Source organism: Hyphococcus aureus (genome assembly GCF_042643165.1).
Lineage (GTDB): Bacteria > Pseudomonadota > Alphaproteobacteria > Caulobacterales > Parvularculaceae > Hyphococcus > Hyphococcus aureus.
Map to the genome: position 1 here is coordinate 405,084 of NZ_JBHRSH010000002.1, position 15,213 is coordinate 420,296.

A 15,213-nucleotide genomic window follows, 5' to 3' on the forward strand; every position below is an offset into this window, starting at 1 on the left:
CGCTACTTTTCAGCGTCAGTTTCCGGTTGCGCTTCAGTGTTTGTTTCTGGCGCCGGCGCTTGCTGCGTTTTCAGTTTTTGCGACGCTTCACCGCCCGGCATGGCTTTGATATAGACATCCTGTTGCGGGAACGGGATTTCAACGCCGGCGTCGGTAAAGGCTTTGAAGATTGCAAAGCGCAACTCCGTGCGCACTGTGAGCCCCTTCGAAATGTCAGCGAGATAGGCGCGCAGCTCGAAATCAAGAGACGATGCGCCAAAATCCATCCAGGTCACGAAAGGCTCAGGATAGGAGACGATCTGCGGATGGTCGTGCGCACATTGCAACAGGATCTCTTTCACCTGTTCCGGGTCGGAGCCATAGGAGACGCCCACGGGCACCGTGATCCGGCCGAGCCGGTCTTTATGCGTCCAGTTTGTGACCGTTGAGGAAATAAATTCGGAATTCGGCACGATGATTGACGACCGGTCAAAGGTTTCGATCTCCGTTGACCGGACGCTGATTTTTTTCACCGTCCCCTCGCCGGAGGGCGTGACGATCCAGTCGCCAACTTTAATCGGCCGTTCAAACAGCAAAATGAGACCGGACACGAAATTGTTGACGATGGACTGAAGCCCGAAGCCGATACCGACCGAGAGCGCGCCGGCGATCAAAGCGAGATTGCCGAGATCGAACCCGAGGGAAGATATCGACGCAAACAGCGCGATGACGAGCCCGGCATAGCCCATCAGCGTAATCAGCGAGTTCTGTACGCCGATATCAGCGCGGGAATGCGCAAGCGGGCCCTGCTGCACGCCGCGCTGGATAAGCTTGGTCGCGGCCATGATGACGACAAAGACAAGGACGGCGGCGAACAGTTTCGCTACGGAAGGGATGTGAACCCCGCCGATATTAAAGCCAAACACCGCCTGCCCGGCGAGATCGCGAACGGTTGCGCTGGGCACGCCAAACAGAACCAGCACCGCCGGCGTGACCGCCACTATCAGCAGGGTGTTGATGATCAGACGCGACCAGAAACGGTAATTGGCCGACTCATTCTCATCCTGCCGGTCTGTTTCCGTGGAAAGGCTGTTGCGCAGCGCCAGCGCAGATTCCGCAAGCATAGCCCGCATCATCCACGCGAGACCGATAAACAGCGCGAGGTAAACAATGCGCGTCGCGATGAAATGAGCAAACGGCACATACCCCGCGACGACGGCGGCGATAATGATGATGGTGAGCGCGCGGCCAATCCGGCGCAGGAGTCGCCAGCCTTCACCGCTCTTTTCATCTTCAACCCGCCACAGGCGGCTGCGGCAAAGAAGAAAAACGCACACCGCAATCGCGGTGGCGGCGAGGGCGTCGATGATGCGCAACAACGCGTCGTCGGCGCGCGCAGCAATCCCGATCGCGGACAGAAGCGTGTCGAGCGAAAAGATCAACACGATCGCCAGCGCAAGGCGGCTCACCGCGCGGCCGCGATCGGCGTCAATCGGGGCGATGCGCCACCCGGGCGAGGACGGCGCGAAAAAACCGGCGGTAAAACCCGAAACAATCAGGATCGACAACACGCCGACCCAGAAAGCGCGCGCCGCGACCTCTCCCTCCGGCGTCAAGACGCCTTGCGCGCGCAATGTCTCGATAATGATTAGACCGCCAATGACGCCCGGGACCGTTCGCCCCGCCATTTTAAGGCCCGCGACAACAACCCGTCGCGCCGAAGTCGGTTTGCGTTTTTCAACCGCAGTCGAGAATGTGCCTGCGATCCAGCGGTTCACCGGACCGAACAGCATCAGCGATAAAACGAGCGCTGCGACGATAATGGCGACGGACCGGCCATAGCCGCCGCCGCCGCGCTTGACCTCGCTCCAGGACGCGAAATAGCGCCCGACGCGTGCGGAAACGTCACGAGCGGAAGTCCATGCGGCGCCCCAAAGGCCGGGCTCAAGCGGCGATGCGCCCCGCTCCACCAAGGTGCGGTAAAGCGCGCCGACCCGCGCGCCGGAAAGGCGCGTCAGCAATTCACCCGACTCAAAAATATTGGCGAGAACCCTTGTGCGCTGACCATTAAGGCGCGCCCGCTGCCCTTCAAGCTCGCTGCGTTCGCCAGCAATGATGTCGCTTTCTGGCGGATCATTTTCGCCGGGCGCCGGACCGAGAAATTCGATTTGCGCGCGCGTCGCTTCAAGCTCGCGCTCAATCGCAGTCAACCGGTTGCGCCCCTCCACGCGTAGGGCGCGAAGGCGTTGCTCTAATGCCGCCGCCTCATCGATCTGGTCAGCGTTCACCTCCGTGCGGATGCTGGCGATTTCCTGCGCCGCCGCTTCGATCTCGCTTGCCCGATCTGTCTGCGCAGCCACAGGCAGGGCCGTCGCAAGGAAAGCAAACAGCGCCGCAAGACCCGCGCAAAAGGCCCTCATAACCACTTCTTTATCCTGAAATAAGCGAGCAGGCAGACGCCAATGAACAAGCATAAGGCGACCACAACCCAGAAGGCGGTTGGGCTATCAACGCCGGGCATGCCGCCCACATTGATGCCGAAAAGTCCCGTCAAAAATCCGAGCGGCAGGAAAATCGCCGCCACCACGGAGAGAACCATCATATTACGATTCATCTCTTCGGCGCGCTGATCCGTCAATTGGTCCTGAAGCACCATCGCGCGCTCACGCGCCGTATCGATATCCTCTGTCATGCGCGTCACCTTGTCTGCAACCTCGCGCAATTCAATTTTTGTGTGAGGATCGAATAGAACAGACTCGTCCGCCGCCAGCCGGTTCAGCGCATCACGCTGGGGCGCAATAAAGCGGCGGAACAACACGGCTGACTGGCGCGTGTCGGCGAGCTTGGCGCGCAGGCCAACACCGCCGCCTTCGAGTATTTCGGTTTCGAGGCTGTCAACTTCATCCTCGATTTCGAGAACATAAGGCTCGGCGCGTTCTGTCAGCTTCGCAGCGATACGGGCGAGCAACGCCCCCGTATTCGCGATCGTCGCGCCCATATTGATGTCAGCACGCACATCCTGCGCCGCTTTCAAACGCCGCCGCCGCGTCGTCACCATGAGTTTTTCGCTGAGCCAGACACGGATCGACACCATATCTTCCGGTTCAGCGCCTTCATTCAGATTGACCCCGCGAAGATTGACCACCACCCCCTTTTCAAAGGCGGTGACGCGCGGGCGGGTTTCATCGGCGAGGAGAGCTGACGCCGCCGCATAAGGAATGTCGCGCTGGGCGCCGATCCAGCGCCGCGCCTCGTCATTCAACATATTGAGATGCAACCAGATGAAGTCATAGTCGACCGCATGTGAGGCGACATCCTCCCATCGCATTTCTGAGGCGACGCCGTCCTTGAAACCGAAGCCAAAGACAAAAGGCGGGCCGGCATCTCCCTCGCCCCGATCAACCTGATCCGTCAAATCCGTCATGATCCGCCCTAGAGAATTTTCTGGCCGGTCTTCGCCCAGTCGTCCAGGAAGGCTTTAAGTCCTTTATCCGTAAGCGGATGATTAACCAGCGACTTCAGGACGCCGGGCGGAACGGTCGCCACATCGGCGCCGGCAAGCGCCGAATCTTTCACATGGTTCGCCGAGCGGATCGACGCGGCGAGAATTTCCGTCCGAAAGTCGTAATTGTCATAGATCACTCGGATCTCGCGGATCAGCTCCATGCCATCAATATTGATATCGTCAAGACGCCCGATGAAGGGCGAGATGAAACTGGCGCCGGCCTTCGCCGCAAGGAGCGCCTGGTTTGCGGAAAAACACAGTGTGACATTGGTCTTGATACCCTCTGAGGTCAGCGCTTTACAGGCGATCAGCCCGTCAAACGTGAGCGGCAGTTTCACGACGACATTGTCGGCGATCTTGGCGAGCGATTTGCCCTCGCTGATCATCTTGTCGGCTTCAAGGGCCGTCACCTCGGCGCTCACGGGGCCTGGCGTCAGGGCGCAGATTTCCGCCGTGACTTCGCGGATATCGCGCCCCGATTTCATGATGAGGCTCGGATTGGTCGTCACCCCGTCCACAAGCCCTGTCGGCAACAGGGCCTTGATTTCGCTGATTTCGGCGGTGTCTACAAAGAACTTCATGGGGTGAGGCTTTCCTTCAAAAAAACGCCAAGCGTGTCTACAGCGGGGTGTCTACTAGACAGCGATTCCCTTGTCAGCACCGGCCTTCGCCTTTCTGAAAGGCTGGCGGCGCCAGTAGGTCAGACAACGCCAACCCCATTCCAGCGGTCCAAAGCGGAACCGCGCCAGCCACCACAGGGAGAAAGCGAGCTGAAAGCTCCAGATGGCGATCATGACAAGATAGACATGCGCCCGGTCGAGCGAGCCATAAAGTCCCAACCCAATGCCGCTGAAAATCAGATTAGCGATCACCGTTTGCCCAATATAGTTGCTGAGCGCCATGCGCCCTGCTGCGGTGAGTGCGCGCAAGGGAAGGCTCGACGCAGCCCATTTCCAGATCAGAAAAAAGAGTCCCACATGCCCGAGGGTCGTCGCGACCCGCGCCACTTGATCGAATGTCGCCCATGACCACAGGATCGGCGAAAAGTCCGCTTCCCATCGCTGCATAACGGCGACAATCCTGAGCGTCAGCCCGATGGCGTAAGCGCCAATGGCAAGCATCGCATAAAAACGAGCGCTGCGCTCGCCGGTGATAATGCGCCAGCGATAGAACGCCATGCCGATCAGCATCATCATGAAAGCGTCGGCCGTCCACCATATCAGACCGACAATGTCGCTATAGGCGACGACGGTTTCTGCGTTGCTGGCGTATACTGTTGCAATGTCTCCGGTGCGGTTGGTGATCTCCTGTTTCAACTCGTCTTCTTCGGGCCAGTTACCGGCGACTTCCTCGCGCCATGCTGAAACCGCATCCAGATCTTCCGGCGAAAGCGTTTGGCCAGCTTCCGCTTTGGCCTCTAAGCTGAGCGCTTCACGCCCTCTTTCGGTTTGCGGCGCCTCATCGAAATAGGTGAGCAGGGTAAGCGTCGCTAGTATCGCCGCCGCAATAGCTATCAGCGTGGGGGATTTGAGAATGCGGAACGGAAAGATCACCAGCCCCGCCATGCCGTATATCTGCAGAATGTCGCCAGGCATCAGCAGCGCCAGCGCATGGATGATCCCGAAGAGCAGAAGCCAGATCGTGCGCCGATAATAAAGATCGGCGATCCGGATCGGACCGTCGGGATAAAGGGCGCGTGCGGTGAACAGCATGACCCCTGCGCCGAACATCAGCGAAAAGAGCCCGCGCATGGAGCCTTCCACGAAGACCGTGGAGAGGGTCCAGAGGCTGTAATTCAGCGCATCAGCGCCGCCGGCCGCCTTCGGATTGCTGAAAGCAATTTCCGGCAGGGAAAAGCCGATAATATTGATGACGAAGATGCCGAGAACAGCGAGCCCGCGCAGCGCGTCGAGCGCGTCAATTCTGGCGCTCGCCGGCCCTGCCCCGGTCAGCGATTGATCCTCGGCCGCCATCGTGTCCTCCCCGTCCTTCGGCGGACAATCTAGGCGTGTTGTTTCGCTTTTTCTATCAAGGACTTCACTCAAACTATGCAGAGCGCGTCCGCAGTCTTCACCTTGACGGGAAGAAGCGGAGAAAAGGCTTGTCTTCCGCCCCGAGGGTTGAGATATGAGGCCGGAATGGCGCGTTCGCCCGCCCCCGAAAAGGCGGTGACGCGCTTGTTTTTACAGGCCGTTTCGTCATGCTGGCGGACCTGCCCCCGAGCGAGTGTGAAACGGGTTCTAGACTTATGGCAAAGATTACGCCGGAAAACAGTTCAGTCGTCGTGCGTTTTGCGGGCGATTCAGGCGACGGGGTTCAGCTTCTGGGCAGCCAGTTCGCCGAGTCAACGGCGCTCGCCGGTTCCGACTTCTCAACCTTCCCCGATTTCCCTGCGGAAATCCGCGCACCTGTAGGCACGACCTTTGGCGTGTCTGCGTTCCAGATCAATCTCGGCGCGCGGCGCATTTCGACCGCCGGCGACCAGCCGGATGTGCTGGTGGCGCTGAACCCCGCCGCGCTGAAAGTGAATCTGCCGCTCCTGCAAAAAGGCGCGCTGATCGTCCTCAACGCTGACGCGTTCAATGATCGCAATTTCGCGAAAGCACATATCGTCGCCGACCCGCGCAAGACAGGCGAGCTTGACGATTATCAGGTGATTGAAATCGCCATCTCGACCCAGACCCTCGAAGCGGTGAAGCCGCATGGGCTGTCGAAGTCTGACGCTGAACAGTGCAAGAACTTCTGGGCGCTTGGCGCGGTTCTTTGGATGTTCGGACGCGACCGTCAGCCGATTATCGACTGGGCGCACAAGAAGTTCGCGAAAAAACCGCCGGAGATTCTCACCGGCAACCTCGCCGCGCTCGATGCGGGTCACTCCTATGCGGAGACAGCGGAGCTTTCCGCCGAAATCCCGCAATTCGCCATCGGCGAAGCGCCAATGGAAAAAGGCGAATATCGTTCCATCACCGGCGCTGAAGCGCTGTCCCTTGGCCTGGCGGCGGCGGGCGAGCTTGCCGACCGTCAGATTGTGTTCTGTGGCTATCCGATCACGCCCGCCTCATCGATCCTGCATCACCTGTCGCGCATGGGCGATCTCGGCGTCGCCACCTTCCAGGCGGAAGACGAAATCGCCGCCGCCTGCGCCGCGATTGGCGCTTCTTATGGGGGCTCCATCGGCGTCACCTCATCTTCCGGCCCGGGCATTGCGCTAAAGACCGAGGCCATCGGCCTTGCGATCGCAACCGAGCTGCCGATGGTGATCGTTAATTCCCAGCGCGGCGGCCCATCGACCGGTCTCCCGACCAAAACTGAACAATCTGATCTCTATCAGGCCGTATACGGACGGAATGCCGATGCGCCGATGCCGGTGATCGCCGCCTATTCCCCAGGCGATTGTTTTGACGCCGCGATTGAGGCGACACGCACCGCCATCCGTCACATGACGCCGGTGTTCCTGCTCACTGACGGTTACATCGCCAACGCGGCCGGGCCATGGGCGTTGCCGGATATGGGCGCTTACGAGCCCATCAAGGCGAACCCGGCGCCGAAAGCGCCGCAATCGGACGATCCGGATGATCTGAAAAAGGCGATCTGGAAACGCGATGAAAAATCTCTTGGCCGTCCCTGGGTCGCGCCGGGCATGGAAGGCCTGACGCATCGTATCGGCGGCATCGAAAAGGACATTGAGACCGGCGATATTTCCTATGACGCCGCCAACCACCAGGCGATGAGCGAATTGCGCGCCAGAAAAGTGGCGAGCGTCGCTGACTTCATCCCCGATCAAACCATTGAACAGGGCCCGGAAAAAGGCTCCCTCGTCGTTGTCGGCTGGGGCTCAACCCATGGCGCGATCTGGCGCGCGGTCACGGTCGCCAATGAGGAAGGCCTGAACGTGGCGCAGGTGCATCTGCGCTGGCTCAATCCCTTGCCGAAAAACCTCAAAAGCCTGTTGTCAAATTACGACCGCATCTTATTGCCGGAAATGAATATGGGCCAATGCGCGACGCTCCTGCGTGACAAGCTCGAACTTGATGTGGTGAAACTCAACAAGGTCTCCGGCCAGCCCTTCAAGATTGTCGAGATCACCGACGCTATTCGCGAAAACCTCCCCGGCGCAAAACAGGCGGCGGAGTAAGCAATGCCGAAGCAAGCCGCTTTTGCCGCTGCGACGACCATGGCCTTGATGGCGATGGCGGCGCCGGCATGCGCGCAGACTTGCCTCGACCACGACTTTTCTGGCGAGACGGAGTTTTTCATCTCTTCCAGCGGACAGAACGCAGGCTACCGCAATTTCATCCTCGGTGATTACGCCGACAAGGCGATCTACTGGACGCGCGATGTGGACAGACTGATCCGTTCTCTGCAGGCTGATGAAGATGAATGGCGCTCAACAGACGACACCTGGTCGGCGAACGCCGTCGCCATTGAATTCACCGACGGCGGATATCAATGCCGCGCCGCTATCGACAATGAAAACCTTTACGCCAATGCGGGCAATGGCGGCGGACAATATGTGCGCTCGCTTCGCCGCTCCGAACGCAACCAGATTATGAGCCAGCTCAACGACATAACCCGGATGACCGTGCAATGAACGCTCCTCTCACCGCCAAAGATTTCGCCACCGATCAGGAAGTGCGCTGGTGCCCCGGCTGCGGCGATTACGCCATCCTGAAATGCGTGCAGAAAACCCTCGCCGACATCGAAGCGAACCCCGACAAGACAGTGTTCGTCTCCGGCATCGGCTGTTCGTCGCGCTTTCCCTATTACATGAACGCCTATGGCTTCCACACGATCCATGGGCGCGCGCCGGCATTCGCGACGGGTCTGAAGATCGCCAATCCCGAACTCGATATCTGGCTTGTCACCGGCGACGGCGACGGGCTTTCCATCGGCGGCAATCATTTGCTTCATGTTCTGCGCCGCAATGTCGACATGCAGATCATGCTGTTCAACAACGAGATTTATGGCCTGACAAAAGGCCAGTTCTCACCGACATCGCGGCCCGGCACGCGCTCGCCATCGACACCGGCGGGCTCCATCGACAGCCCCGTGAACCCGTGCGCCTTTGCGCTCGGCGCCAATGCGCGCTTCATCGCCCGCAGCATCGACACCGACGCCAAGAACCTCTCGCCGGTGTTGAAAGCCGCGCGCGAGTTCAAGGGTGCGGCCTTCATCGAAATCTTCCAGAACTGCATCGTCTATAACAAGGACCGGTTCGAGGATTTCGTCGCCAAAAAAACCGCCGCCGACACCCAGCTTCATGTGGAGCATGGCAAGCCGCTCCTCTTCGCAAAAGGCGAGAAAGGGTTGAAGCTCAACACGCAAACCCTGACGCTGGAGATTGTCGATGTGGGCGAGACCGGTGTGCCGGTGGAGGAAGTCCTCGTCCATGACGAAACCAATCTCGCCATCGCTAACCTGCTCGTGCATCTGCCCATGGGCGAATTCCCCATGCCGCTCGGCGTGATCTATCGCAACCCGGCGCAAAGCTTCGACGACGCCTTCTGGCAGCATCACCCGACGCAAGGAAAACGCACCGGCAAAGTCGCGGATGCCTTGCGTAAGGGTAGTGTCTGGAAGAAGGGGTAAGGCGGAAAAACCCTACCCCATTACAACCTGCCGTTTAATATTATACGGCAGGCGCAGAAATATTGCGGTATTGTATTGATAGTTTAAAAGAGTCCTGGGGCAACTGTCGGGGCGGCATGTTTTTTTCTGTATTTTCACTGCGTGGCGCGGCGGTTTTTATTCTCGCTGCGCTTGCTGCTTTTCCGGCTGCAGCGGATGAGCCGTCATTTCTGGAAAAGAGCCTCGACACGCCTGACTGGCTGACCATCCGCGGCTCGCATCGGACGCGGTTTGAGGTGCTGGATGGGCCTAATGTTTTTTCAAACAACCTCTTTTTTTCTCCATACAAGGATGACGCTGAGGTCGAGCTAAATCTCTCTTCTGCAGAAACCACGGGCGTCGTTTCCCTGCAGACGTCCCTGTTCCTTGAAGCGCGATTTGGGCGTCTTCGCTTTGGAGCGGAATTGATGGACTCCAGAGCTTACTCCCCGATTCTTGAACCCCCCGTTTGTGGCGTTTGCATTCCGATTGGAGATAATTCCAATCTAATAAATGTAAAAACAAACACCGTCGAACCGCTCCAGTCTTACATCGCAATCGATTTTGGCGCTGATGGCGACAGTACAAAGAATAGCTTGATGCTTGGCCGCTTCACCATGCATCTAGGCTCCGGCAGGTTGGTTGGCCGGTCTGATTTTAGAAATACGGTCCAATCGTATTTTGGAGCGAAGTCAGCATTCACCCTCACTCGAGACGATCAGCTGACGCTATTTTACACCTTGCCCTACTCAACGGGCATCGGGGTGAACAATCACATTAAATATGACAAACCTGATCCTGATCGGCACTTTTGGGGACTGCATTATCAAACAGAACAGCTATTCGATAGTATCAATACAGAACTCTTCTTATATGGCCGCTATGGAAGGCGGGAATGTGGCAGCCGCTTATCATTTAACGAAATTTCGGAGCCCTGCAGCACACGCCTATCGGGTCTTCAATATACGCCGGGAATTAGGATATCCAAAGAACCTGCGCCAGAGAGTTTCGACTTCGACATCGAAGGCGCCGCCCAGATCAGCAATGATGTTTATAGAAGTTCGTTTTTCCCGAAGCTTGGCTATTTTGGCCACGCTGAAATTGGGTACCTATTCGATAATACAAACAATCTTCGCGTCTCAACAATGATTGATGTTGCCTCAGGATGGCATAAAAAACGCACGCCGTTATCGGAAATTTACCCCGAGTTTGGCGAGGCAGCGACTGGTTCTATTTATGCGCCCGACGCAAGTTCGCCTTTTGATGACCTGTTTGGATTAACGGAAAATGATTTCGGACCGGATGGCTTATTCGACATCCTCAACCGCAGCAACATTCTCTCACCGGCCGTGCGGGTGGAAGTGTCACCGTTTAACGGTGCTATCGATTTTCAGATCACCTATCGTGCGGCGCGAGCTTTGGAGCCAGACTATTTTAGCGTTATTGGCTTCGGTGAAACCGTCGAGGGAATTCTGCACTCAGCAATCCGTTCAGAATGGGCCCATCAGGTTGATGCGTCCGCGGCAATATGGATCGTGGATGGCTATATAAAACTGGATATTGGCGGCGCGTTTTTCACACAGAATAACAGCGTAGAAAACTTCCTAGATGAAACAGCGGCTTTCCCGGCGGTTGATCCGGAACGTGAAGAGACCTTCTACGGCTACTCCAGCCTCACGTTCAGCTTCTAGATCGACCGTTCACCCGGCCAGCCGCGCGATAATGATCGCGCCAACGAACAAAATAATCAGCGCCGCGAAGAAACCGCCTGACAGATAGAGCGGCCAGCGCGCGGCGAAGCGGGAAATATCGCCTTTGGCGAGGCCGCCGCCGACGAGAAAACCCACAACAGCTGCGCCGAGCGCCAGCGCCTCCCACTGGAAAAACGCCGAAATCCGGTTAGAGCCGCGCGTAAAGCCGCTGCCCGTCGGGTCTAGCGTGAGATAAGCAAAGACCCCCTGTACCGCGAACGCCACCCAGATGATGGCGCACATCCACACGACAAACATCACAACAGCGCGCATCGCCTAATCTCCCTGCCAATATGCGGAATAGGTTTCACCGGTCCAATAGATCAGCACCGATGATGCGCCCTCTTTACCGATGAGGATCGCGTCGCCCTTCAGCGCCGGCGGCGGCGTTCCGCCCGCGCCTTGCCCGGCGGGGCCGGTATGCAGGCTCCACCAGTCGATATTATCAAAATAAGCCGGCGTCAGATGTGCGCCCATGCGGCCGGTCATGCCCACAACCTGCCCCCATGTGCCTGCGCGGCAGAGGAATAGCCCGCGCTTGTCATCGGCCTTGCGGATGATCGGGACCGCCTGATCGTGAGCGTCATCAGCGTCGAAATCGCCGCCCAGTTCCACCGGCGTGAGATAGGGCGTGATCTGATAGGTCTGATAATCAAGTCCGCAATCGCCCATCATTTCGATCAGTTCCGGCGTGACTTTGCTCAGCTCGGTCATGGCCGCGACTTCCGCCGCTTCTTTTTGCTTTTCCTTGTCGGTTTTTGGCCAGGTCATGCAGACATTGAATTTGAGGTAATTCATCCGCGCCTTTTGGCCGGGTTCAAGATCGGCGAGTCCCATATCCTCAATCGTCAGCGCGCCGCGGCCAGGCTGATCCATAGCGCCTTCATCGCTTGACGGTTTGAACCCGCCGGTGCCGGTCAGTGCGGGATCGAAGCCGAACAGACGCAACCCCTGAGGCGCGTTTACATCGCCTGTGTTGGGACCTGTGTTGTCCGCATTGCGAAAGTGCCAGCCATAAAGCTGACGCGGGTTGGGACCGTGAAGCGGCGGCGTCATCTGCGTCAGGTCGAGACCGTTTTCATCGAGAAGACGCACATCCCAACCATGGGCGGCGCGCTTCAACTGAAATGTCCATCCCGGACCTTCCAGAACTTCATTGTAGTCGCGGTTTCCCGCAACTTCCCGTGATGACAGCATGACAGCGCTTCGGCCGTCCGATGGTTCGCAGGGCTGGGCATACGCAGCCGACAATCCCGCCAGCATGAACATGGCGGTCGCAATAACTATTCGCATTGGTTCTCCCCTCCCGTTGCGCTACGACTTCAGCACAGCCTCCGTCGCATCCGCGAAAATGTCGAGACCTTCATTCAGCATCTCGTCCGATACAACCAGCGGCACCAGGGAGCGCAGACACTGCGCATAGGCGCCGGCCGTCGTCATGATGAGACCGCGCTGGCGCGCCTCGGCGAGGATCGCGCCGGCGACATCGCCGTTCGGCTGTTTCGGATCGCCGTCTTTCACGAATTCGACGGCGCACATGCCACCAACCCGGCGGACATCGCCGATCACGCCTTTGCCAGCGCCATTTGCAAGCTCGCGCCAGCGTTTTTCCGTTTGTGCGCCGATTTCCTCCGCACGCTTCAACAGGCCTTCTTCCTCAATAATGTCAAAGACTGCGAGCGCAGCGGCGCAAGCCACCGGGTTGCCGCCATAGGTCGATCCCATGGAGCCGGGCACCACCTTGTCCATCAGTTCCGCCTTGCCGACGAGCGCCGACAGGGGCAAGCCCGCCGCGATCGATTTTGCAACGCAGAGGAAATCCGGCTCAACGCCAGCTTTTTCAAAAGCGAAATATTTTCCGGTGCGGCCCATGCCCGACTGAATTTCATCGGCGATCAACAAGATGCCGTTGTCGTCACATTTTTTGCGCAAGCCTTCGAGGAATTCCTTCGGCGCCGGATTGAAACCGCCCTCACCCTGCACTGGCTCGACGATCATGGCGGCCACTTCATTGGCGTTGATCATGGTCTTGAAAATATGATCGACGCTGGCCAGCGCTTCCTCGACGGAAACACCGTGATAGGCGTCCGGATATTCAGCGTGGAAAATCGCGGGCACATAAGGGCCGAAGCCGACTTTGTAGGGCTTTGATTTGCCAGTGAGCGTTGTCGCCAGCAGCGTGCGGCCGTGAAACGCGCCGGAAAAAGCGATAACGCCCGGGCGGCCGGTGATCTGGCGCGCGAATTTCACCGCGTTCTCGACCGCTTCCGCGCCGGAATTGAACAGCGCAGTTTTCTTTTTCGTCGGGCCTGGCGCTATGCGGTTCAGCTTTTCGCAGACTGCAACATAGCTTTCATATTGCGCGATGCCGAACGCCGTATGGATGAAATTTTCCGCCTGGCTTTTAATCGCTTCCACGACTTTCGGATGCGCATGGCCGACATTCAAAACGCCAATGCCGCCGATGAAGTCGATATAGCGCTTACCCTCAACGTCCCAAAGCTCGGCGCCTTTTGCGCGGGCCGCATAAATTCCTGACTTAGACGGCAGGCCCACAGGGCAGGCCTCATCGCGGCGCGATTTCAGGCTTTCATTAGTGGCGAACTCGTTTCTTCCGTGATCCATGGGACGCTCCGGCTTGTTATTACGGATTATGCCAAGGGCTCTAGCATGATCGACGGCAAAAGAAAGGGGCGAAAGCCTAGGCTTTTCAGTCTTTTTTGGGGCCTGACAAAAACCAGATGGCGCCGGTCCCGACTATGGCGTCATAGATTGCGCAAAGGAATGCGTACCAGGCCGGGCTATGGTCGGCTTTCATTAACAAATGGGCGACATCCGCCCCGCCATGGGCGAGGATTAACGCGCCGAGCAGCCAGACGCGGCCCGATTGCAAAACCGAAAGGCCCAAAAGCACAAACAACAAGGCGGCCAGCCCCTCAACCACCAGCGCCGAGAGCGCGGGCCTGAGGACGATCCCGGCGGGGTCGATCCCCGTAAGCGCGAAACCCACATAGATCCCGGCCATCAGGGCGAGCTGGCCATATATCCATAACGCACGCCCGCGCGGCGAAAGCATCGCCGTCACTCCAAGCGACGCCCCCGCGAGCGCCACCGTAATCATCACCAGAAAGAATGTTGTCCCCATGAGCGCCAGCATAGCCGGGTTCATGGAAAGCGCAAAAGCTGCGCCCTCTCATGAATCCAGACCTTTCGCATACGCGAAAGCGGCTCTGATATCTGATTGCGGCCTTATAATCGCGGCAGCCACATCCCCATCGTCGCCGCAAAAGACCCCAACACTGTCACGCCCGTCGCCGCCAGCACCACAAGCGCTGCGGTGATTTTCAGGCCGGCTCCCGTTGAATCCTGCGCCTGGAAATAGAACTGAAGCACCAAGAGAGGTATCGCCATCTGTGCGAAATACATAAAGGTGAGGAAGGGTCCTTCAAAAGTTTCCGGATCGATCCCGACGCCGCCGGTCGTCATGAACCAGAACATGAGGCCGATCCGGAAAAACCAGACGGCGCTTGCCACCATGAACAGCCGCATGGCCCAGCGGCGGTGCCGGTCGATCTGCCGGGTCACGGCGAAACGAATGGCGATGGCGGCGCAGATCCAGATCAACACCGCGTCGAGACTGATGGCGATATGCCCGACCATCCCGCCGGGAACGCCGCGCGTCCAGACGAGGTGAAGGCCCGCCGCGCTCGTCATCGCCGCAGTCAGCATATAGGCGCGTCCGAGATAGCGGTGAAACGCAGGAAAGCGGCTGCGAATCTGAGGCGTAAGCTGCAGCGGTCCGCCGCCGATGATGACGATTGCGATCAATACGTGAAACGCAATGGCGAGATTGCCGATCAGGTCGCCAGCCACATACCCCTTGGGCAAGGCCGTGTCCGCGAGCCCCGGAAATCCGTTTTGCGCGAGGGCGGGAAGGTAAGATGCGGCGACATAGTAAACAAAAATCCACTGGCCCGCCGCGGCCGCCAGAAACCACAAGATGCCGGAAAATCCGAGGAGGCGGTCGGGCCACCGGCCATATTGGCGCGAGGCCAATTGGCCGTTTGAAGACGGCATCGCCGGGGAAGGCTCAAACAAGGTCGTCACAACGAGGGCTCCTATTCTTTTTTTCGGTTCGCGGACGGCGCGCAAAAAGTGACTCGACGCCCGCTGAATCCGGCGCTTTCGCCCCTTCTCTGCGCCGTCTCATCGCATCCGCGCTTTTGAGGCGGGCGCAGATCGGATATGAAGGGAGCTTGGCGGGCGCGATCTCGCCGATTTGGAAAACGGCCAGTATTTTTTGGACAAAACGGCGATTATGTCGCCGAACCGACCGGTAAGTGGGTCAGGGCGAAAGGTGACGCCATGGAA

Annotated in this window: 13 protein-coding genes; 4 read left to right on the top strand and 9 right to left on the bottom strand. The window is 58.4% G+C overall.

The genetic code is table 11. The features are described 5' to 3' along the window. Positions 1-2: 2 nt before the first annotated feature. Genes ACFOOP_RS14970 through ACFOOP_RS14985 form a run of 4 tightly spaced genes read right to left on the bottom strand, consistent with a single transcriptional unit; the run spans position 3 to position 5,457 of the window. Positions 3-2,399, bottom strand: a complete 2,397-nt coding sequence (locus ACFOOP_RS14970; RefSeq protein ID WP_379881925.1) for a DUF3772 domain-containing protein — start codon at positions 2,397-2,399, stop codon at positions 3-5. Then, positions 2,396-3,403 carry a zinc transporter ZntB gene (locus tag ACFOOP_RS14975; protein WP_379881926.1) on the bottom strand — a complete coding sequence of 336 codons (1,008 nt, stop codon included), beginning with the start codon at positions 3,401-3,403 and terminating at the stop codon, positions 2,396-2,398. The genes ACFOOP_RS14970 and ACFOOP_RS14975 overlap by 4 nt, the downstream gene beginning before the upstream one ends. 8 nt (positions 3,404-3,411) lie before the next feature. Next, positions 3,412-4,065 (bottom strand): fructose-6-phosphate aldolase, encoded by a 654-nt coding sequence (gene fsa / locus ACFOOP_RS14980; protein WP_379881927.1) that lies wholly within the window; start codon positions 4,063-4,065, stop codon positions 3,412-3,414. 54 nt (positions 4,066-4,119) lie between these two features. Beyond that, the gene (locus ACFOOP_RS14985) at positions 4,120-5,457 is read right to left on the bottom strand and encodes a DUF418 domain-containing protein (RefSeq protein ID WP_379881928.1); all 1,338 of its coding nucleotides are present in this window, start codon (positions 5,455-5,457) and stop codon (positions 4,120-4,122) included. A gap of 275 nt (positions 5,458-5,732) precedes the next feature. Here ACFOOP_RS14985 and ACFOOP_RS14990 point away from each other — a divergent pair, with 275 nt between their 5' ends. The 4 genes from ACFOOP_RS14990 to ACFOOP_RS15005 all read left to right on the top strand — a co-directional run bounded on the left by ACFOOP_RS14990 (position 5,733) and on the right by ACFOOP_RS15005 (position 10,782). Beyond that, positions 5,733-7,619 carry a 2-oxoacid:acceptor oxidoreductase subunit alpha gene (locus ACFOOP_RS14990; RefSeq protein ID WP_379881929.1) on the top strand — a complete coding sequence of 629 codons (1,887 nt, stop codon included), beginning with the start codon at positions 5,733-5,735 and terminating at the stop codon, positions 7,617-7,619. 3 nt (positions 7,620-7,622) lie between these two features. Further along, positions 7,623-8,075, top strand: a complete 453-nt coding sequence (locus ACFOOP_RS14995; protein ID WP_379881930.1) for a hypothetical protein — start codon at positions 7,623-7,625, stop codon at positions 8,073-8,075. Continuing rightward, entirely contained in the window at positions 8,072-9,073 is a 1,002-nt protein-coding gene (locus ACFOOP_RS15000; RefSeq protein WP_379881931.1) for a 2-oxoacid:ferredoxin oxidoreductase subunit beta, read from the top strand. The genes ACFOOP_RS14995 and ACFOOP_RS15000 overlap by 4 nt, the downstream gene beginning before the upstream one ends. A gap of 116 nt (positions 9,074-9,189) precedes the next feature. Further along, entirely contained in the window at positions 9,190-10,782 is a 1,593-nt protein-coding gene (locus tag ACFOOP_RS15005; protein ID WP_379881932.1) for an alginate export family protein, read from the top strand. 9 nt (positions 10,783-10,791) lie between these two features. Here the strand turns inward: ACFOOP_RS15005 and ACFOOP_RS15010 are convergent, their stop codons facing one another. The 5 genes from ACFOOP_RS15010 to ACFOOP_RS15030 form a co-directional block, all read right to left on the bottom strand. Beyond that, on the bottom strand, positions 10,792-11,115 hold the full coding sequence (locus tag ACFOOP_RS15010; protein ID WP_379881933.1) for a hypothetical protein: 324 nt from the start codon (positions 11,113-11,115) through the stop codon (positions 10,792-10,794). A gap of 3 nt (positions 11,116-11,118) precedes the next feature. Beyond that, positions 11,119-12,135 (bottom strand): hypothetical protein, encoded by a 1,017-nt coding sequence (locus ACFOOP_RS15015; RefSeq protein WP_379881934.1) that lies wholly within the window; start codon positions 12,133-12,135, stop codon positions 11,119-11,121. Between the two features lie 21 nt (positions 12,136-12,156). Further along, complete coding sequence (gene gabT, locus ACFOOP_RS15020) at positions 12,157-13,467, bottom strand: 4-aminobutyrate--2-oxoglutarate transaminase (protein WP_379881935.1); 1,311 nt, start codon at positions 13,465-13,467, stop codon at positions 12,157-12,159. A gap of 85 nt (positions 13,468-13,552) precedes the next feature. After that, complete coding sequence (locus ACFOOP_RS15025) at positions 13,553-14,011, bottom strand: hypothetical protein (protein ID WP_379881936.1); 459 nt, start codon at positions 14,009-14,011, stop codon at positions 13,553-13,555. 80 nt (positions 14,012-14,091) lie between these two features. Further along, on the bottom strand, positions 14,092-14,949 hold the full coding sequence (locus tag ACFOOP_RS15030) for a DUF2306 domain-containing protein (protein WP_379881937.1): 858 nt from the start codon (positions 14,947-14,949) through the stop codon (positions 14,092-14,094). Positions 14,950-15,213 lie beyond the last annotated feature (264 nt).

Excerpts from the sequence above, each read along its gene's own strand:
- ACFOOP_RS14970 (WP_379881925.1), bottom strand. The coding sequence starts at position 2,399 with ATGAGGGCCTTTTGCGCGGGTCTTGCGGCGCTGTTTGCTTTCCTTGCG.
- ACFOOP_RS14975 (WP_379881926.1), bottom strand. The coding sequence starts at position 3,403 with ATGACGGATTTGACGGATCAGGTTGATCGGGGCGAGGGAGATGCCGGC.
- fsa (WP_379881927.1), bottom strand. The coding sequence starts at position 4,065 with ATGAAGTTCTTTGTAGACACCGCCGAAATCAGCGAAATCAAGGCCCTG.
- ACFOOP_RS14985 (WP_379881928.1), bottom strand. The coding sequence starts at position 5,457 with ATGGCGGCCGAGGATCAATCGCTGACCGGGGCAGGGCCGGCGAGCGCC.
- ACFOOP_RS14990 (WP_379881929.1), top strand. The coding sequence starts at position 5,733 with ATGGCAAAGATTACGCCGGAAAACAGTTCAGTCGTCGTGCGTTTTGCG.
- ACFOOP_RS14995 (WP_379881930.1), top strand. The coding sequence starts at position 7,623 with ATGCCGAAGCAAGCCGCTTTTGCCGCTGCGACGACCATGGCCTTGATG.
- ACFOOP_RS15000 (WP_379881931.1), top strand. The coding sequence starts at position 8,072 with ATGAACGCTCCTCTCACCGCCAAAGATTTCGCCACCGATCAGGAAGTG.
- ACFOOP_RS15005 (WP_379881932.1), top strand. The coding sequence starts at position 9,190 with ATGTTTTTTTCTGTATTTTCACTGCGTGGCGCGGCGGTTTTTATTCTC.
- ACFOOP_RS15010 (WP_379881933.1), bottom strand. The coding sequence starts at position 11,115 with ATGCGCGCTGTTGTGATGTTTGTCGTGTGGATGTGCGCCATCATCTGG.
- ACFOOP_RS15015 (WP_379881934.1), bottom strand. The coding sequence starts at position 12,135 with ATGCGAATAGTTATTGCGACCGCCATGTTCATGCTGGCGGGATTGTCG.
- gabT (WP_379881935.1), bottom strand. The coding sequence starts at position 13,467 with ATGGATCACGGAAGAAACGAGTTCGCCACTAATGAAAGCCTGAAATCG.
- ACFOOP_RS15025 (WP_379881936.1), bottom strand. The coding sequence starts at position 14,011 with ATGAACCCGGCTATGCTGGCGCTCATGGGGACAACATTCTTTCTGGTG.